Origin of the sequence: Xylanibacter rodentium (assembly GCF_013166575.1) — a bacterium.
In the GTDB taxonomy this organism is placed as follows: domain Bacteria; phylum Bacteroidota; class Bacteroidia; order Bacteroidales; family Bacteroidaceae; genus Prevotella; species Prevotella rodentium.
This window is the reverse complement of the sequence record NZ_JABKKE010000014.1, coordinates 39895-57223: the sequence shown is the minus strand read 5'-3', so window position 1 is coordinate 57223 and position 17329 is coordinate 39895. Positions and strand designations below refer to the sequence as shown.

Sequence of the window (17329 nt, the reverse complement as noted above, 5' to 3'; positions counted from 1 at the left end):
AATAACAGACGATATGATGAAATTCAGCATAATAACCATCACATACAATGCTGCTGAGGCATTGCCGCGCACGGTGGACAGCGTATTTGCACAGACATGGCCCTGCGTGGAACACATAATAGTGGACGGGGCTTCTACGGACGCTACGCTTGATGTGGCGCGCGATTATGAACGCCGTTCACGTGAGGCGGATTCCGGCCATGACGTTGTCATAACATCCGAATCCGACAACGGACTGTATGACGCCATGAACAAGGGATTGGACAGGGCCACGGGCGATTATGTACTTTTTCTGAATGCCGGAGACTTTTTCCCTGATGCAGAAGTGCTGACCGTCGTGGCGGCAAAAGCGTGTGGAGAACAAATGTCGCATGGAAATCGGCCTGCAGTGGTTTATGGAGATACGGATATTGTCGACTCTGAAGGGCGTTACCTTTATCCGCGACGCTTGCGTCCGCCCCGTCGTCTTGCATGGCGCTCGTTCATGCACGGCATGCTGGTGTGCCATCAGGCATTCTATGCACGCACCGACATTGCGCGAGCCATACACTATGACTTGCGTTACAGATACTCGGCTGATGTCGATTGGTGCATACGGGTGATGAAAGCAGCAGAGAGACAAGGCTTGCCGATAACGAATACCGGTACTACCGTGGCATGCTACACAGAGGAGGGGCAGACCACACTGCATCATCGTGCTTCGCTGAAAGAGCGCTATCGTGTCATGGCATATCATTATGGGGCTTTGCCGACACTGCTGATGCACTGCTGGTTTGTATTAAGGAACTTTATAAGGAGATTAGGTTTTAAGTAGGTATTCAAAATTAATCGTATATAACCTTAATCTGATGATAATTGATTTTGAATATCTACTTACCTGAGAAATGTCATAATCCTGTCCCTGTATTCGTCGGGATAATCGTAAAACGAGCTGGCATGTTCGGTGCCTCGCGTTATCCACATTTCTTTGTATCCATGTTTGGCTGTGTACAGGGGGAAAACCATCCATGACGGCACGAATGTGTCGGTTTCGCCATGTATGAAGAGCATGGGGCGGCGACATTTGGCCACCTGTTTCAACGGTGAGGCCTGTCCGAAACTCCATCCGTATTTCAGACGACATAGCATACTTGTTACAGGTAATAGCGGGAACGACGGCAAGCCGAACTGTTCCTTTAGTTGCACGCTGAACTCGTCCCATACGCTCGTATATCCGCAATCCTCGACAAAGCATGTTACATACCGCGGCAGTTCCTCGCCTGACACACACATCGTCGTGGCCGCACCCATCGACACACCGTGTACCACAATCTGTGACTCGCGTGTGCTGTCGCGGAATGTCTGTTCTGCCACTTCTGTCCACTTTATAACGTCTTTGCGGTCTTTCCATCCCATCTGAATTTCCTTACCGTCGCTCAGCCCGTGGGCATGCAGGTCGGGTATCAGTACGTTGTAGCCCAGACAGTGATGATACATATGACCAAGAAAAAGAAACTTCACCGCGCAGTCCTTATATCCGTGAACCACTACGGCCGTGCGGCCGTGGGCGGAATCGTTGCGTGCATATAGGGCATGATGGCGTTCGCCGGAAGGCATGGTGACAAATGTATCGCGCAATGCTCCGCATCGGCGCATGCTGTCCGTCCACTCCTGCATATATGGGTAATTGCTGTATAGCGTGGCGTATGCACTGTCCATGTCGTGCCTGTTGGGATCGGGTGTGAGCGAATAAGAAAGCATGTATAGTCCGCTCCATGTAATGGCGGTAACGAGAACAATGACAACCGCCAAGACTGAATATATTATTCTCTTTTTCTTCATAAACTTATTCTTCTTTTATCATACATCACAGCAAATGTAATACATTTCTTCTTTATTGCAATATTCTTTTGACATAAAAACAGATTTTTCTGACATAAAAACATAATGATACACTATTTACGTTTTGTTGATATCCGTTAAATATCCGATGGTTAGGATGTCGGTATCTGTTGTGTCTGCTTTACGGTTGTAAGATTAGGTATTCAAAATCAATTATCATCAGATTGTTCCAAAATGAGATTACGGTTATATACGATTAATTCTGAATACCTACTTAAGTTGGTCAACAAAATTAAACTACATAATCGTCCGGATATATGATGGATGCGCCTTGAAAAGGCAGCAAGCGCATAGCCCGGGGTAGAGCGAAGCGGCACCCCGGGCTATGTGCTTGTTGCCCCGTTGGGGCGCGTTCTGTCAGGGCACGTTCTGTCCGGAGGATGATATAGTTTAATTTTGTTGACTAACTTATAATATAGTTTGCAATCATTGGCTTTCATGTATGGATATTTTTTTTCGATTACAAAATCCAATTAAAAGATAAGGAAAGTCAAAATAAAACATTAAATTTGCAACGGCATATCTATATAGGTAGGGAATACATCGGATAAACTTCGCGAAGTGGCGTAGCTTATGCTGGAGAATGACTACGATAAATACTTGATGTCGATTATATGGCGTTGGGCATTATATGCCGGACTTTAAAAGAAAATTTAAACGAAGACAAATGAATATATTAGTGACAGGAGCCAACGGACAGCTCGGACATGAGATGCAGTCGGTGGCTGAGAAGAGCGGAGATAAATTTGTATTTACCGATGTTGCCGGGGGATACGAGCGACTGGACATCACTGATGTGGAAGCCGTACGCCGTATGGTGGCCGAAAGGGAGATTGAAGTGATAGTGAACTGCGCCGCATATACCAATGTAGACAAGGCCGAGACTGACGTCGAACTGGCCGATATGCTCAACAACAAGGCTGCCGGAAATCTGGCGCAGGCCATGAAGGAGGTTGATGGAACGCTGATACACGTGTCGACCGACTACGTGTTCCAGGGCGACCGTAACGTGCCATGTCGCGAGGAGTGGCCCACAAATCCGCTTGGAGTGTACGGCAAGACAAAGCTGGCAGGCGAGAAGAGCATCGAGGCCACGGGCTGCAAGCACATCATAATACGCACGGCGTGGCTGTATTCCAAGTGGGGCAAGAACTTCGTGAAGACTATGCAGAACCTAACGGCCACACGCGACACGTTGAAGGTGGTGTTCGACCAGGTGGGCACTCCCACCTATGCCGGCGATCTGGCGGCCGTGATAGGCCATATCATCGGGAGCGGACAACTCGACAAGACAGGCGTTTATCACTTCTCCAACGAAGGAGTGTGCTCATGGTTCGACTTTGCCAAGGCCATCTGCGAGCTTAGCGGCAACACGTGCGACATACAGCCGTGCTACAGTGAGGAGTTTCCCAGTCCGGTGGAGCGCCCACATTTCTCCGTGCTTGACAAGAGCAAACTGAAGAGCACGTTCGGTGTGACGGTGCCTTACTGGACCGACTCGCTGAAGAAGTGCATCGCAGAGCTGGCCGAGTAATCCCACATTGTCCTATATCTGATAAAAAACAACATTGAAATGAAGAATATAATTATCACCGGCGGTGCCGGATTCATCGGTTCTCATGTGGTGAGACTGTTCGTGAACAAATATCCCGAGTATAATATAATCAACCTCGACAAGCTGACGTATGCCGGCAATCTGGCCAATTTGAAGGATATAGAGGACAAGCCCAACTATACTTTCGTGAAGGGTGACATCTGCGACTTCGAGCTTATCCGCAGACTGATGCGCGAGCACAGTGTGGACGGCATCATCCATCTGGCCGCCGAGAGCCACGTGGACCGCTCGATAAAGGACCCATTCACCTTTGCTCAGACCAACGTGATGGGCACGCTCACGCTGTTGCAGGCAGCGAAGGAATATTGGGAGAGCCTGCCCGAGAAATACGAGGGCAAGCGATTCTATCACATTTCGACCGACGAGGTGTATGGCGCGCTGCAGCTCACCAACCCCGAGGGCATAGAGTCGCCGTTTACCACCAAGGCTTCGTCGTCGGAGCATCACCATGCCTACGGTGAAGATTTCTTCCTTGAGACGACAAAGTACACCCCACATTCGCCATATTCGGCATCGAAAGCCGGTTCCGACCATTTCGTACGTGCGTTCCACGACACCTACGGTATGCCCACCATCGTGACCAACTGCTCTAACAATTACGGTCCGTATCAGTTCCCCGAGAAACTCATTCCGCTGTTTATCAACAACATCCGTCATCGCAAGCCGTTGCCGGTATACGGTGAGGGGCTCAACGTGCGCGATTGGCTGTATGTGGAGGACCATGCCCGTGCCATCGATGTGATATTCCATAAGGGAAAGATAGCCGATACCTATAATATAGGTGGATTTAACGAGTGGAAGAACATCGACATCATCCGCGTTGTAATCAAGACGGTGGACCGTCTGCTGGGACGCCCTGAGGGTGCCGATGACGACCTGATAACCTATGTTACAGACCGTATGGGGCACGATATGCGCTACGCCATTGACTCTCGCAAGCTACAGCGTGAACTGGGGTGGGAGCCGAGTCTGCAGTTTGAGGAGGGTATCGAGAAGACTGTGCGCTGGTATCTGGACAATCAGGAATGGATGGACAACGTGACCAGCGGCGACTATCAGAAGTATTATCAGGATATGTACAACAGATAAATGGAGGTAATAAAGACAGATATAGAAGGCGTGGTAATCATTGAGCCACGTATCTTCAAGGATGCCCGTGGGTATTTCTTTGAAAGTTTTTCTCAGCGCGAGTTTGATGAGAAAATCCGCCATATAGAGTTTTGTCAGGACAACGAGAGCATGAGTTCGTATGGTGTGATGCGTGGTCTGCATTTCCAGCGTCCGCCGTTCACGCAGAGCAAGTTGGTGAGATGTGTGAAGGGCGCTGTGCTCGACGTTGCGGTGGACATCCGCAAAGGATCGCCCACGTATGGTAGGCATGTGGCTGTGGAACTGACGGAAGACAATCATCGGCAATTCTTCATTCCGAGAGGTTTTGCACATGGTTTTGCCGTGTTGAGTGATACGGCGGTGTTCCAGTACAAGTGTGACGAGTTCTATCATCCCGAGACTGACGGAGGTATATCAATCATAGATGATTCTCTTGGCATTGACTGGCGGATACCCACCGAACATGCCATTCTTTCGGAGAAGGATACCAGACACGAGGTGCTGAAAGATTTCGACAGTCCTTTTGATATTAATGTAGATCTGTATTGATGTCAGGAGACAAGCAAGGGCTGTATCGGAAAAGATAGTGCCATGTCGGATGGCTGCTGTTTTTCTGATATAGCCCTTGCTTGACGTCTTGTTTGTTTTATTCCTGTTTTATGTCTTGTTTTTATGAAAAAGCTGTTCCTTTGCCTTATTGTTTCTATATTGTCTTATACTGTTTCTGCCCAAAAGGTGATACCGCGGGCCGAGATTCCGAAGATGACTTTTGTCATGCAGCTCAATGTCACCGTCGGGCCGGCATACAGTATAGGTGACACACCGCTTGGCCGACGGCAGATTATACCCATTACGGGCGGAACGTTCGACGGACCGTTTCTGCGCGGTACGGTGTTAAGCGGTGGGGCTGACTATCAACTGTTGTCGGCCGATGGCAAGCGGACTGAACTGGAAGCTGTCTATTCCATCAGAACAGACGACGGTGTGTATATCCATGTGCGCAACAGAGGGATTATGGTGGATGGCAAGGATGAGAGTGGAGGCGGCTCCTCTTTTTATTTCAAGGCGGCTCCACGGTTTGAAGCTCCGGCCGACAGTGAATATGCCTGGTTGAACAATGCAATCTTCGTATGTTCTCCCTCGTTCGGACTGAAGAACGGTATCACGCTTGATGTGTGGAAAGTGGAATGACGGTAATCATCTCTCGTTTTCTTGCCATGGCAGAGTTTGAGCAAGCTCACTCTGCTCATTTGGCTTAACGAAAGCGTTGGATTTCATCCTTCGTTTTCTCACCATTGCAATGCCCAAACAAATTTGGCATTGCTCATCTGGCTTAACGAAAGCGTTGTTTAAAAAGCATAAAGAACTGAAAGAATAAAGAATAACAAAGAGTGGATGTTGGGCGGCAGGCAGGAATTGATTATATTTGTAATGTCCGGTATCATAAAGGATTGCCTGTGATACATGGAACAGTATTAAGGAAATAATAAAAACGCATAGACATTATGAACAAGGAACAACTTATGGCAAGAGCTATCAGACTTTCGGAGGAAAGCGTCAGTCATGGCGGTGGCCCTTTCGGTGCTGTCATTGCCCGTGATGGAGATATATTGGCTGAGGCAGCCAACTGTGTTACGACTCACTGTGACCCTACTGCACACGCCGAAGTCAGTGCTATACGTGAGGCGGCAGCACGTCTTGGAACGTTCGACCTGAGCGGTTGTGAAATTTATACATCTTGTGAACCGTGTCCGATGTGCCTCGGTGCAATATATTGGGCTCGTCTGGATAAGATATATTATGCCAACAACCGTGAGGACGCGGCACGGGCCGGATTTGACGACGACTTTATATATCGTGAACTGGAACTGAAGCCGGCCGCCCGACATAAGCCGTCTGAAATAATAATGGAGCAGGAGGCCAAAGAGGCTTTCCGCAGATGGATTGACAAGGATGATAAGACAAAATATTGAAATGGCAATAACAGAGTTGGCAGGCTTGTATTTTGGATGGTAGGAAAAACGAAGATAAACGGGTGGACAATTGGTAATCACATCGTATGTATCTGTGACATATTGACGAGCAAAATAGTGTTTTTGAATCATAAAATCTGTTGTTTGCGCACACAGTGTTTTGATTTACGTCAAGAATATATGTGTTTTCTCGATATAGAAGGCCAAATATCTTGTATGGTTCGTAAATTCGCCGTATCTTTGCAACGTCAAAAGGTTAATAGATTGTTTTAGGTTAGTAGTAATATTTATAGTTTTAGGTTTTTAGTTATTGGTAAAAAGAAAGTTTAAATGTGGATAACATAGGCAACCGTGAGGTTCCCTTAACTTTCAGAAAGTTAGTATTAGTCATTGTCTCGGCTGCACGCCGTAATGAAACGACAGCGGATGACAGACTGAAATGACATATTAACAAACATAGGCTTTGGACGCCGCTGCTCGATGACGAGTGGTGGCGTTTTTGGTATTTTCACCGTAGACTTTATTGACAATATTTGCGGTTTGAACAAAAAATATTCAGGAATGGCTTTATATTTGGAGGAAAAGTGTTATATTTGCTCTGATTTATCGAAAACGACCATAAAATGAACGTTTTCGTCAAGCCAAATGAGCAGAGTGAGCTTGCTCAAACTCTGCCATGGCGAGAAAACGGGGGATGAAATCCAGGGGATTCCGTAGTCTTGAACGTATACTTAATGTGTATGTCATTATAATTATAACAATGATGTGTATAAAACAAATCTAATTGAATATAAATGGAAAAGAATCAGACAGGTAGCAAATCTTACCTTATTTCAATCGTGATGGTCGCCGTGTTGGGCGGCTTGCTCTTCGGTTACGACACGGCAGTGATATCGGGAGCAGAGAAGGGGCTTCAGGCTTTCTTCCTTGGTGCTTCAGATTTTACCTATACTGACGGATGGCACGGATTCACTTGTGCCAGTGCCCTTATAGGGTGTATTATCGGCAGTGCTGTTTCGGGTTTTCTTGCCTCCAATCTCGGTCGTAAACGTTCACTTTTTCTTGCTGGTTTGCTGTTTTTCGTATCGGCATTGGGTTCAATGTCACCAGAATTCCTCTTTTTTGAGCACGGTGTACCGACAAAGAGTCTGCTCGTGGTGTTCAATATTTATCGCGTTATAGGAGGCGTTGGAGTAGGATTGGCCTCGGCCATCTGCCCGATGTATATAGCAGAGGTGGCACCGTCGAACATTCGCGGCACCCTTGTGTCGTGGAACCAGTTTGCCATCATCTTCGGCCAGCTCGTGGTATACTTCGTCAATTTCATGATTCTCGGAGAGCACACCAATCCCGTTATCGAGCAGATAGGTCAGGGCGTAAATGCCGTCGCTTCCGGCAGCGACCCGTGGACCATTACCACAGGATGGCGCTATATGTTCGGCAGCGAGGCTGTACCGGCCGGACTTTTCGCCTTGTTGATATGTTTCGTTCCGGAGACTCCGCGTTATCTTGTGATGGTGGGGCAGGACGACCGTGCGCTTGGTATCCTAAGCAGGATAAACGGTGCGGCTTTGGGCAGCCGTATCCTCTGCGATATCAAGGATACCATCAGCGAGAAGACCGAGCGTCTGTTCACTTACGGATGGCTTGTAATTTTCGTCGGCATCATGCTCAGCGTGTTCCAACAGGCTGTGGGCATCAATGCCGTGCTTTACTATGCTCCGCGTATCTTTGCAGACATGGGTATGGACAAGCCTATGGTTCAGACGGTGATGATGGGTGTGGTCAACATTCTCTTCACTCTCGTGGCTATATTTACGGTCGAGAAATGGGGCCGCAAGCCGTTGCTCATTTACGGTTCTATCGGTATGGCAATAGGAGCTTTCGGTGTGGCCGTCACATTCGGAAATCCTGATCTCAGTTTTGTCACCATGGTCAGCATCATGGTATACAGTGCCTCGTTCATGTTCTCGTGGGGGCCCATCTGCTGGGTGCTCATATCAGAGATATTCCCCAATACTATCCGCGGCGCCGCAGTGGCCATCGCCGTGGCTTTCCAGTGGATATTCAATTGGATTGTAAGTTCGACATTTGTGCCGATGTTCAATATGAAGACTGCTTCCGACCCCGATTTCGGTCACTGGTTCACCTATGGTCTTTATGGTCTAATCTGTGTGGTGGCTGCCGTGTTCGTTTGGAGACTTGTACCGGAAACCAAGGGAAAGACTCTTGAGGAAATGAGCAAACTTTGGAAGAAATAGTAACTACGTGTGATTTGAGTTTTACTTATGGGATGTGCCGATGTATGTGTCATTAGTGTATATCGATGGTTGATATATCGGTACATTTTTGAGAAATGTGGATATTATAAATAATGGAAATCCGGAATGGTGAGACATTAATCTTTTACCCATCCGTAAAAAAACTACTGATACGTTATGAAGACAGTGATGATAGCAGAAGACAATGATAGTAACTATATGCTGATGACATATATATTGAAGCATAACTACAGTGTCGTGAGAGCCCGTAACGGGCAGGAAGCAATAGATATGGCAGAGAAAGGCGGTGTAGACCTTATTCTGATGGACTTGAAAATGCCGGTGTGTGACGGTTTGGAGGCAACATGCCGTATAAAGAGTATGATGCCGGACATACCAATAGTGATGCTCACGGCCAACGCTTTCGATACAGACCGCCGAAAGGCAATGGATGTGGGATGCGATGAGTTTCTTTCAAAGCCTGTAAACAGGGAGAAGTGTCTGAGTGTTATAGCAAGATTTATATGATTTCAACAAGTTCCGATAAGTAGGTTCTGGCTTTATGGAGTAAAAAAGTCTATGATTGGTTTTACAAAAGAAGAGCTTTCGCGCTATAGTCGTCATTTCCTGTTGAAGGAGTGTGGCGTTGAGGGACAGAACAGGATACGCCGTGGGCGTGTGCTCATCGTCGGAGCCGGTGGTCTCGGCTCTCCGGTAGCTCTTTATCTGGCTGCTGCCGGTGTGGGTACGATAGGCATTGCAGACGGTGACGTGGTCGACTTGTCCAATCTGCAACGTCAGGTCATACATACCACGGCCGATGTGGGACGCCCCAAGGTCGAATCGGCCTGCGAACGAATCAAAGCTATCAATCCTCATGTCATTGCAGAACCAATATGTGATTTGCTTAACGAGGCCAATGCTGCTGACATAATCCGCAATTACGATTTTATAGTCGATGCTACAGATAATTTTGCGGCAAAGATGCTTATCAACGATACATGCGTGACCATGGAGAAGCCGTTTTCACATGGCGGCATATTGCGTTTCGAGGGACATACGTTCACGTGGGTGCCAGGCTCGGCCTGTTACCGTTGTATTTTCGGAGGGGAACCTCCGCTCGATGTCGTGCCGCCGGCTGCGGAAACCGGTGTTTTTGGGGTCATTGCCGGCATACTGGGCACCATTCAGGCGGCCGAGGCATTGAAGTTTCTGACAGGTATTGGACATCTGCTTACCGACAGTCTGCTTACTTTCGATGCAAAGACGATGGATTTCGGAAAAATCTGTGTGAGCCGTAATAAACAATGTGGTGTATGTGCGGTTGTGTAAAATTACACCGTATCTATTCGGAATGGTTGAAATACAGATTCTATAGTTATTATGATATTATGTCAACTTTGTCTTCATCTGTTATCTCGCGAATGATGTGGCATGGATTGCCTGCTGCAAGTGTATGTGGAGGGATGTCTTTTGTTACAACACTTCCTGCACCTATTACGGCTCCATCGCCAATATTCACGCCGGGCAATACGGTTACGCCTGCCGCTATCCATACATCGTTACCGATGGTGATGGGACGTGCCCTCATTACTCCTGAATTGCGTTGAGTGGCCTTGAGTGCGTGTATCACTGTGCACAGACGGCAGTCCGGACCTATGAAAACATTATTGCCGATGGTTACATCGGCTTCGTCAAGGATGGTAAGATTGAAATTGCTTATGAAGTTCTCACCGATGTGTATGTTTGTTCCGAAGTCACAGTGAAAAGGGCTGTGTATTGTAAAGTGCTCGCCGATATTCCCCATGATGTTTCTTATGATCTGATTGCGTTCTTCACTGTGTGATGGTGGAAGAGAATTGAGCTTGAAACATTGTTCCTCGCATATACCTAATGCTACGGCAAATTCTTTTGCGAAACCGTTCATCCATTGTCCTGAACGAATAAGTGAAAGATTGTCTTTCGTCATATCTATGATATTGTCTTTGTTAATGGCCGGATAGGATGGCTGTGATGCCTTTTAAAGCAGATGCGTTAAACGCCAGTCATATTATATTGCTTTTAAGCAAAAAAACTATTTGTCATTTCATCAGCAGTCCGCACAACTCACGCATGCCTTCAGATGCTCCTTTCATGATGTGCTGTATGTGCCGGTGCCCGGAAGTTTTTACTGGTTTGGGGTCGATGAGGTATACCGGCACTCCGGAACGGACATAGTGTATAAGGCCGGCTGCGGGATATACATTAAGCGATGTGCCGATGATGATGAAGATGTCGGCATCTGCAGCCTTGTCTGCCGCCTTGCTTATCATGGGCACCGCCTCACCGAAGAACACGATATATGGGCGTAGCAGCGACCCGTCACCGGCCGGTGTACCCGGTTCCACTCGGCAGTTGTCGGCTGTCAGCGTTTGCCAGTAACGCTGATCCTCCGTGTCGCGTGAGGAACATACTTTCATCAGTTCGCCGTGCAAATGGATGACATCTGTTGAGCCGGCCTGTTCATGCAGGTTGTCCACGTTCTGTGTCACCACCGTCACGCGATACTGTTCCTCGAGCTGTGCCACGAGCCGGTGGCCGTCGTTGGGGACTGTGGCCGCCAGTTCCTTGCGTCGCGCGTTGTAGAATTCCGTTACCAATGTGGGGTCGGCCAGCCATCCGTCATGTGACGCTACCTGTTCGACGGGATAGTTCTCCCACAATCCGTCGGAGTCTCTGAACGTTTTTATACCACTCTCTGCCGACATTCCGGCACCTGTCAGTAATACTATTTTCTTCATAATCGATCGTTTTGTCGTGTGAATCCTTTTGTATCTGCAAATATATTACATTTTTGTCTAAAACCAAGCGCTTGTCGTGTTTTCTTTTGCCCCATCTGCATTTCGTATATTGCCTGAACCGGGCGGAAAAGGATGTTCCGGTTGCAATGGGAGTTGTGCAGACTGGCCGGAAATCTGGCGGCCCGCAATCCGGCAGGCCGGATGCAGAATTACGAATGAACCCCGTAGACGGACGAACAGACACAAAAACAATATACAAACTTAAAAAACATGAAAAAACATTTGTCTGCAACAAATAAAAACCATACCTTTGTAATTGTCAAATCAGCTTGAAAGAGCTGGACGACACGACATTTGGGTAAAACAAAAGGACGTTTACGGACGTTATCTTCTACACACAAATCTCGCAAATTTGTCAATCGGGGAAGATGCGCGACGGGAACGTCCATGTCGGATGTATATCATTGTGTGTATGCTCATTGCCATGGGCGTACCGTTGTATTATATATCTCATGACGTGGGCGAACTGCTGTTGCTAATCCCCCGGTAAGGCAATGCGAGAGCCTGTGTGTGGGATAAGTTCAACACAGCCACTCACGTCTTTTTCATTCTATTTCAAACCAATAAAACAAAGCTGAATCTGAGGTGGCTATAAGCTGAATATATTATTATGAAAAAGCTAATTGTAGCAGTGTGTGCATTATGCCTTACGTTCGGCAGTGTCAATGCACAGAAGGTCATGGAAGACAATGTGGAGGGAACGGAACAGACAAAAACGACGTCGGGCAAGAGCGGTGAATCGGATAACGATGTGTTGAAATGTGGCTTCGGAGCTGAATACCAAGGCATAGACGGTGGATTTGGAATGGGCTTTAACTTGATTTACAATCATGTCATGGTCGGCTTTTCATGGTTGTGGGGTGACACAAACGATACTGTGACGAAAAACGATGGATGGCGGGTAAGTTTGGGATACAACTACCGTTATTGGCTCGGCAAGGCTGTATTTATCGAAGGTACTGCCGGTTTTGAATACTGTCATGTGTCTACAGAGTACAAAACCCAAAGCACAAGTGGTACAAGAAATTCCATTCCATTAGCCCAGCAGCTGTCTGGCTCCAACAGGCCCAAAACGGAAATCCGTAAAGACAGCAACGGTGATTTCGGATTGTTCCTGTATCCGAGAGTAGGTGTAAAATTAGGCAAGGTATCTGGAACAGATTGGGGTATATATGCCGGTTACCGTTGGGATTTCAACAAATTCAAGTTTTCTAAAGAATACACTGCAGACTATTTTACTATTGGTCTGACAGGGCTTTTTTAAGGCGCTAATCTAAAGTATTAATCAAAGGTTCATAAATATATGAAAAGATTTGGTACATTATTTTCTTTATTCTTATTCTGTGTCGCAATGTTTTCACAAGGGTCGGAGGGGTATATACAGCAAAGAAAAGGTTCTCGAGTACGTTATGCCGTGATATATGCCAACAAATTGCGTGGTCATGTAGAAAGGACTGTAACTGATGTTTCAGATGATGGTGGCAAACACAAAGTGACACATCTCTACACAATGCTCAACAAAAAAGGGAAACCGTCGAAAAGCGCCGCACTGATGGGAGCCGGGGATGGAATGCAGACATCGGTCACAGTGGAAGACGGAGCATACTATCTCACGCTTGACCTAATGTATGGCAGTATGGGTAATGACAACCGTTCGGGATATCTTCTGAAAATGCCGAAAACACTGAAAGTTGGCGATGAGCTGGAAGGTGGAACCTTGAAGGCGTCTATGAAATTCATGGGCTCCACGATAAACAATGAAGTGACATTCAAGAATTTCAAAGTGACAGAAGAGACAACACTTCAGACAAAGGCCGGAGACATAAAATGTTTGAAAATCACGGGACGAATAACAGGGCGTGTGTCACGTCAGAATGTTGACGAGGAACAAACTTTATATGTGGCTCCTGGTATAGGCATAGTAAGGCAAGAAGCAATGAATTATATGGGTAGCAAGACACCCTATCTTTCTGAAGTAACTGAGATTGAAGGCATATAATAGGCAAAGACCAAAATGAGAGCAACGGAACACGGACACTGTAAACGCACAAGTATATACAGATACCTGTTTCGTTGCCTTGGATTAAAAAACATATTTATAAATTATTATGATAGCAAGAAGGTTGATTACGGCTTTTGTTATGATTCTGTGCATGTCACTGCAACTGCAGGCACAGAATATATGGAAAAGCATACTGAACGGTGTAGCCCAGGGCACATCACAGGTGCTGGAGGCCAACACGATAAAGAAGGTGCTCAACAACCCGTCTCTCCAGTCGGCGGATATGCAGAACTATCTGAAGTTCTATCGCCTGGGCGAAGTCTACGCCGCACAAGGCGACTATGCCAATGCTGCGGAAAGTTATTGCGGTGCATACAACATAGCATCCGCATCGAGAGACAAAGTTCTGAAAACCGTGTGGAATAAGTACGGGTGGGCGGACGACACGAAGAACAAGGTGGTGGCTGCATGTGCCAATGCCGGCATACCGAATCCGTTTGTTCCAGCAACGAATTACCAAAGCGCCGGCAGCAGCTACAGTCCGGGCGTGTCAAGTTCGTACTCGTCGGGAAGCTCTTCGTCATCGCGTTCGACTACGCATCGTGTTTGTACGCTCTGCAACGGAACAGGACTGAAAATCAAGGAGCACTACTCTGCCGGACAAAGGAAATACTGCAACATCTGCTGTGCGGAGAAAGGTACGGGGCACATGCACGTAAGGTGCGACCTGTGCAGCGGTACAGGTAAACTCAATTACTGACACATCGGTAATATTCATACAAATACCCAATCAAAAAGAAACAGCGATTATGAAACACAAATTGACTATACTGCTCTGCGTAGCGACAAGCTTCATGATGCAGTTCGTGTTCACCTCGTGCGAGGAAGACGAGGATGAAGGCTCCGAAAGCTGCTATTCGTGCTACGGGTTCGGTGGATGTATATTCTGCGGCACCACCGGAAAATGCCCTATATGCTACGGGGTGAACCTCGATGAAGATCCTTGCAGCTATTGCAGGAATACGGGCAAATGTCCCGACTGCAAGGGTACCGGCAAATGCTCCGTATGCGGCGGGGACGGACTGATATAGCTGTGGACGCCACGGTTCGGTGGCGTGGCGAAATGCTGATATTTATAGTAGGGACACATTCTTGTATTTGTCTGCTAGTAACATGCTGATACTCAATATTTATTTGGCGGACAAATACAGTAATATGCCTAGTCTATTAATTAAAAACAATTCAAAAACAAATATTTATACAACAATGAAAAAGAGAACATTTTTATGGCTTTTCGCAGCCATGACGTGCATGCTGGCATTCACAGCCTGCAGCAGTGATGACGATGATGATAACATAGATGACATCGAGAATGCCGGAACGGGAGGAGATGAAGAAGTTGGAGGTGATGACACGCAAACATCACGATATAAGGTTAGTGATTTTCTCCATAATTGGTATATAGATTCATTAGAAAAAGACGGAAACGAATTTACAACTTCATTGGTATATGAATCACAAGGGAACATGGAAATGGTGAAAAAGTTGCGTAGCGAGGGTATCGAATTCACTTCAAGTAAAGACGGCTTTTTCTGGTACACGTATAGAAATGAAATTGAGACAGAACCATTTACATGGTCATTGGGTAGTAACTATGCATATGCAAGGGATGGACAAATAATGTATATTAAACAAGGTTCTGTCGTAAAAACATACATCGTAGGAGTACAGAAAGAACCTACGGAATTGAATTCTATAAAATTTGTTTCAATAGTTTTTTGGGATTCAGATGCCCAAAAAATCCTTATGCGGTACTCACGAAAAATATAAGAATCATATCTGCCCTATCACGGACAATAAACTCCTTGTAAACCAGTATTCAAAATACGATAGACGGCAATCAGATTGATTGTAATCATTTTTCACTGCGTTCAACAACATGTCTATTTGTTCGCCAAATATACGGAATATCAATATGTTACAAACGGACAAATACAAGATGTGTTGTTGAACGCAGTGAAAATATGTCTCTACTTTATGCAATATTTATATTTTGGCACAGCCTCATTTATGCGATTCTAAATTCTTATAAATCCCCTCTCGTTCATTTACCAATAGCAATTCTATATATAACTATGTGTTGCAGGTTACTCGTTCATCAATAACCATTGTAGTATAATGTGGCGGTGACCGTTTGGGACAGTAAAGTCATTGACTTTACATATTTAGGTTAATGACTTTACTTGCTGAAGTTATTGACTTTACAGAGTAATGTCAATAACATTGTTTTCCAGATAGGGCTGTTCCGCTATGCGGCTGTGGCGTGAACGGGGGACTGCTTCTTTCTGAACCAGTGAAGATGGGTGTGTGTCAAAACTATAGAATGTCTATATCTTCAACCGGAATACCCGTCATCTGGGATATTGTGGTTGAATCCATGCCATATAATTTCAATTTGCGTGCAACATCAGTCTTACCTGAAATTTCACCTTCAGCGCGTCCTTCTTTAAGACCTTCAGCACGTCCTTCTTTAAGACCTTCAGCATGTCCTTCTTTAAGACCTTCAGCATGTCCTTCTTTAAGTCCTTCAGCACGTCCCTCTTCCCTTCCATTTACAATGGCATACTCCATAACTCCTATAGTATCGCGAAAGCGTCGCAGACTGTCATCATACATCATACGTTCCTGTTTGCTCAGTGAGGCAAGGTCTGTTATCTCGGCAAGACGCTTGAATACGGCACTTTTGGCCGCAAATGGTAGTCTGTTAAGTGTTTCCATATTTTTAAGTACATAAATCCATCGTTCAAAGTCATTCTCACACTCGTCTACATCTTTTATGAACAGAGGAAGTTGCAGATATATCAGGCGCATCTTGTCCGAAAACAGTTTGTGGCTGTTCATGTCCATCAGAGCAACATCGGTGCGAAATTCATTGGAAATCTCGCTTTGGCAGAAATTAAGAAATGATATGCAATATACAGCTTTGACGTCATAGCGCCATTCCGATCCTCGTTCTCCTTGTGCGGCAATGGCACGTGAGGCATAGTAGACTGTTCGTTGCTTGAAGTAAGTCTGCGAGCGGTTTTGCATCTCGACTATGATGTTTTCGCCTGTGTCCGTCTCGCAATAAATGTCGTATATCAGCGATCTGTCGTCATTGCTTACGGGAATCTGTTCCTTGTCAAGAAACTGCAGATTGGTGATATAACGCTCACCTTCAAGCAGGTTGTTGAGGAAATCGATAAGTAACGGCTTTGACATTTCCTGTCCGAATATACGTTTGAAGCCTACATCCGAAAAAGGGTTGATGAAGTTTCCCATAAGCATGAATGTTTATATATTGCAAAGATAGTGCAAACCGAATGCAATCAAGCTCGCTTGAATTGCTGAGATGCAGCCTATCTTCTGCAAAGATAATTATTGTTTTGCAAACAGGCAAGTTTTTTGAGAAGGAAATATTATTTCAAACTTCTTGTAGCTTATTTAAAGAACAACAGTCTTTACAATGAGAATAAGTTGGTGTTGCAGAACTTCTGAATAACATTATTCCTTTCGTTTCATGTATGTTTTATCGCCATGGCAGAGCAGAAAGAAGTTTCGCCTTGCTCATTTCGCTTAACGAAAACATCGGATTGCATTCTTCGTTT

At 46.0% G+C, this 17329-nt stretch carries 18 protein-coding genes; 14 read left to right on the top strand and 4 right to left on the bottom strand.

From position 1 onward, the window contains the following. Positions 1–13: 13 nt before the first annotated feature. A complete protein-coding gene (locus HPS55_RS09180; RefSeq protein WP_172177907.1) occupies positions 14–814 on the top strand; it encodes a glycosyltransferase family 2 protein in 801 nt (266 codons plus the stop codon). A 59-nt stretch (positions 815–873) separates the two neighbouring features. Here HPS55_RS09180 and HPS55_RS09175 read toward each other — a convergent pair whose 3' ends face one another. Beyond that, positions 874–1821 (bottom strand): alpha/beta hydrolase, encoded by a 948-nt coding sequence (locus HPS55_RS09175; protein WP_172177905.1) that lies wholly within the window; start codon positions 1819–1821, stop codon positions 874–876. 727 nt (positions 1822–2548) lie between these two features. On the opposite strand from HPS55_RS09175, the gene rfbD reads away from it, so the two are divergent. From rfbD to HPS55_RS09135, 8 genes are all read left to right on the top strand, one after another. Beyond that, positions 2549–3415 carry a dTDP-4-dehydrorhamnose reductase gene (gene rfbD, locus HPS55_RS09170; protein ID WP_172177903.1) on the top strand — a complete coding sequence of 289 codons (867 nt, stop codon included), beginning with the start codon at positions 2549–2551 and terminating at the stop codon, positions 3413–3415. Positions 3416–3454: 39 nt separating this feature from the next. Continuing rightward, positions 3455–4585, top strand: coding sequence for a dTDP-glucose 4,6-dehydratase (locus HPS55_RS09165; RefSeq protein WP_172177901.1), 1131 nt, complete (start codon positions 3455–3457; stop codon positions 4583–4585). After that, a complete protein-coding gene (gene rfbC / locus HPS55_RS09160; protein ID WP_172177899.1) occupies positions 4586–5155 on the top strand; it encodes a dTDP-4-dehydrorhamnose 3,5-epimerase in 570 nt (189 codons plus the stop codon). It abuts the gene before it with no gap. Positions 5156–5278: 123 nt separating this feature from the next. Beyond that, positions 5279–5797, top strand: a complete 519-nt coding sequence (locus tag HPS55_RS09155) for a DUF3237 family protein (RefSeq protein ID WP_172177892.1) — start codon at positions 5279–5281, stop codon at positions 5795–5797. Positions 5798–6111: 314 nt separating this feature from the next. Then, positions 6112–6579 (top strand): nucleoside deaminase, encoded by a 468-nt coding sequence (locus HPS55_RS09150; RefSeq protein WP_172177891.1) that lies wholly within the window; start codon positions 6112–6114, stop codon positions 6577–6579. Positions 6580–7373: 794 nt separating this feature from the next. After that, positions 7374–8840 (top strand): D-xylose transporter XylE, encoded by a 1467-nt coding sequence (xylE, locus tag HPS55_RS09145; RefSeq protein WP_172177889.1) that lies wholly within the window; start codon positions 7374–7376, stop codon positions 8838–8840. Between the two features lie 177 nt (positions 8841–9017). Continuing rightward, positions 9018–9368 (top strand): response regulator, encoded by a 351-nt coding sequence (locus tag HPS55_RS09140; protein ID WP_172177888.1) that lies wholly within the window; start codon positions 9018–9020, stop codon positions 9366–9368. A 51-nt stretch (positions 9369–9419) separates the two neighbouring features. Next, the gene (locus HPS55_RS09135) at positions 9420–10172 is read left to right on the top strand and encodes a HesA/MoeB/ThiF family protein (protein ID WP_172177887.1); all 753 of its coding nucleotides are present in this window, start codon (positions 9420–9422) and stop codon (positions 10170–10172) included. A gap of 49 nt (positions 10173–10221) precedes the next feature. On the opposite strand, the gene HPS55_RS09130 is transcribed toward HPS55_RS09135, so the two are convergent. Next, a complete protein-coding gene (locus HPS55_RS09130) occupies positions 10222–10809 on the bottom strand; it encodes a sugar O-acetyltransferase (protein ID WP_172177886.1) in 588 nt (195 codons plus the stop codon). A 112-nt stretch (positions 10810–10921) separates the two neighbouring features. After that, a complete protein-coding gene (locus HPS55_RS09125; RefSeq protein WP_172177885.1) occupies positions 10922–11620 on the bottom strand; it encodes an SIR2 family NAD-dependent protein deacylase in 699 nt (232 codons plus the stop codon). Positions 11621–12290: 670 nt separating this feature from the next. Here HPS55_RS09125 and HPS55_RS09120 point away from each other — a divergent pair. From HPS55_RS09120 to HPS55_RS09100, 5 genes are all read left to right on the top strand, one after another. After that, complete coding sequence (locus HPS55_RS09120) at positions 12291–12944, top strand: autotransporter domain-containing protein (protein WP_172324919.1); 654 nt, start codon at positions 12291–12293, stop codon at positions 12942–12944. A gap of 87 nt (positions 12945–13031) precedes the next feature. Then, a complete protein-coding gene (locus tag HPS55_RS09115; RefSeq protein WP_172177883.1) occupies positions 13032–13679 on the top strand; it encodes a TapB family protein in 648 nt (215 codons plus the stop codon). Between the two features lie 109 nt (positions 13680–13788). Next, positions 13789–14442, top strand: coding sequence for a hypothetical protein (locus HPS55_RS09110; RefSeq protein WP_172177882.1), 654 nt, complete (start codon positions 13789–13791; stop codon positions 14440–14442). A 49-nt stretch (positions 14443–14491) separates the two neighbouring features. Continuing rightward, positions 14492–14773 carry a hypothetical protein gene (locus HPS55_RS09105; RefSeq protein WP_172177881.1) on the top strand — a complete coding sequence of 94 codons (282 nt, stop codon included), beginning with the start codon at positions 14492–14494 and terminating at the stop codon, positions 14771–14773. 175 nt (positions 14774–14948) lie between these two features. After that, positions 14949–15512, top strand: coding sequence for a hypothetical protein (locus HPS55_RS09100; protein WP_172177880.1), 564 nt, complete (start codon positions 14949–14951; stop codon positions 15510–15512). 546 nt (positions 15513–16058) lie between these two features. Here HPS55_RS09100 and HPS55_RS09095 read toward each other — a convergent pair. After that, positions 16059–17003, bottom strand: a complete 945-nt coding sequence (locus tag HPS55_RS09095) for an Rpn family recombination-promoting nuclease/putative transposase (RefSeq protein WP_172177878.1) — start codon at positions 17001–17003, stop codon at positions 16059–16061. Between the last annotated feature and the right edge of the window lie 326 nt (positions 17004–17329).